Source organism: Microbacterium sp. K35 (assembly GCF_004794375.1).
In the GTDB taxonomy this organism is placed as follows: Bacteria; Actinomycetota; Actinomycetes; order Actinomycetales; family Microbacteriaceae; genus Microbacterium; species Microbacterium sufflavum.
On record NZ_SSDM01000005.1, the window covers coordinates 1 to 1,746 of the forward strand.

At 74.0% G+C, this 1,746-nt stretch carries 2 protein-coding genes and 1 pseudogene; all 3 read left to right on the forward strand.

The features are described 5' to 3' along the window. On the forward strand, positions 1-421 hold a 421-nt coding region (locus DW299_RS18720; protein WP_240745265.1), incomplete at its 5' end, for an FHA domain-containing protein. Continuing rightward, on the forward strand, positions 418-1,236 hold the full coding sequence (locus DW299_RS00025; protein ID WP_136031075.1) for a PP2C family protein-serine/threonine phosphatase: 819 nt from the start codon (positions 418-420) through the stop codon (positions 1,234-1,236). The genes DW299_RS18720 and DW299_RS00025, both read left to right, overlap by 4 nt. After that, positions 1,236-1,746: pseudogene (locus DW299_RS00030) on the forward strand (hypothetical protein); the annotation flags it as partial. The gene DW299_RS00025 and the pseudogene DW299_RS00030, both read left to right, overlap by 1 nt.

A 1,746-nucleotide genomic window follows, 5' to 3' on the forward strand; every position in this document is an offset into this window, starting at 1 on the left:
CGCCCCCGCATCCGCGCCCGCCGCCTCCGCCGCGCCTGCCCCTGCCGTCGTCGCGCCCGCGACCGACGACCTGGAGGAGACGCGCATCAGCATCCCCGGGCACCGGCTGGTCTTCACGTGGGACGACGGCACCCGCGTCCCGGTCTCGCGGCGCACGGTGTTCGGCCGCAACCCCGCGGTCGAGGAGGGCGCGGTGATCGTGCCCGTGCGCGACGAGACGCTGTCGCTGTCGAAGACCCACTTCGAGGCCGCGTCCGAGGCTTCGGGTGGCTGGGTGCTCGACCGGCACTCCACGAACGGCCTCACGATCGTGCGCGACGGTCAGCGCATCGCGTGCCCGGCCGGCCAGCGCGTGCCGATCCGGCTCGGCGACGTGATCGAGATCGGCGACCGCGTGGTGATGGTCGGAGGTTACGCATGACCGCCCCGCTCGTGGTGTCCACGGGGGCTGCGACCCACTCGGGTCTGCGCCGCCCGCTCAACGAAGACGCCTACATGGCCAGCTCCCCCCTGTTCCTGGTCGCCGACGGCATGGGCGGCCACGAGGCGGGGGAGCGCGCGAGCGCCGCGGTGATCGACGAGTTCGCGCGCTTCATCGGTCGCACCGACCTGGAGCTCGACGACCTGCTCGAGGCGCTGGCGCGGGCGCGCACGGCGGTCGAGGAGCTGTCCACGACCGGCAACGGCCGCGCGGGCACCACCCTCAGCGGCGTGGTCGTCGCCTCGGTCGAGGGCATGGGCTACTGGCTCACGGTCAACATCGGCGACTCGCGCACCTACCGCTTCGCGGACGGCGAGCTGGAGCAGATCAGCGTCGACCACTCGGTGGTGCAGGAGCTCATCGAGTCGGGCGAGCTGACGATCGAAGAGGCCGCGCACGACCGCCGCCGCAACATCATCACGCGCGCGATCGGCGCGAGCAGCACGGGCGACGCGGACTACTGGTTGTTCCCGGCCGAGCTCGGCGACCGCATGCTCATCTGCTCCGACGGGCTCACGACCGAGGTGCCCGACGCCCGCATCACCCAGATCCTCGGCGCGGAGCCTGATCCGCAGCGCGCCGCCGACCTCCTGGTCGACGAGGCCGTGCAGGCCGGTGGCCGGGACAACATCACCGTGGTCGTCGTCGACGCGGTGTCGGTCGCGTCGCGACCGGGCACGCTGCTGCTGTCCGACGACACCGACATCGACGCCGACACGCGCCCGCGCGAGGCCGCAGCAGGAGGGGTTCGCTGATGCAGACGATCTACCGACCGGGACCGTGGTACCTGATCGTGATCCCCGGCGCCCTGGTGGCGCTGCCGCCCGACGTGCCCGGCGCGACCGTGACGACGCTCTGGGAGCGCCTGCCCGCGGAACGCAGCCTCGCCACGGTCATCGACGTGCTCACGACGCAGGCCGGCGGTTCGTTCTCCGCGATGCCGCCGTTCGTCGCGGCGGTGCTGGAGGGGGCCGACGCCCGCGTGGCCGTGCGCGGTGCCCCCACGGTGCGCGTGACCGGCGCGGACAGCGAGACCGCGTCGTTCTCCGGCGCCGACGTGACCACGTGGAGCGAGCGGTTCGTCCCCGGTGCGTCGGCGGTCGAGATCACGGTGGACGACGACGACGCCGGCACCGCCCTGCCCGTGCACACCGGGATCGTCCTGGCCGCCGCGGTCAGCGCCGAGCTGGAGCCGGCCGACGCCGAGGCCCTCGGGGGCTCCGCGGGTCCGGCACCCGTGCTCGCCGAGGCGCCGCGCCCCGCCG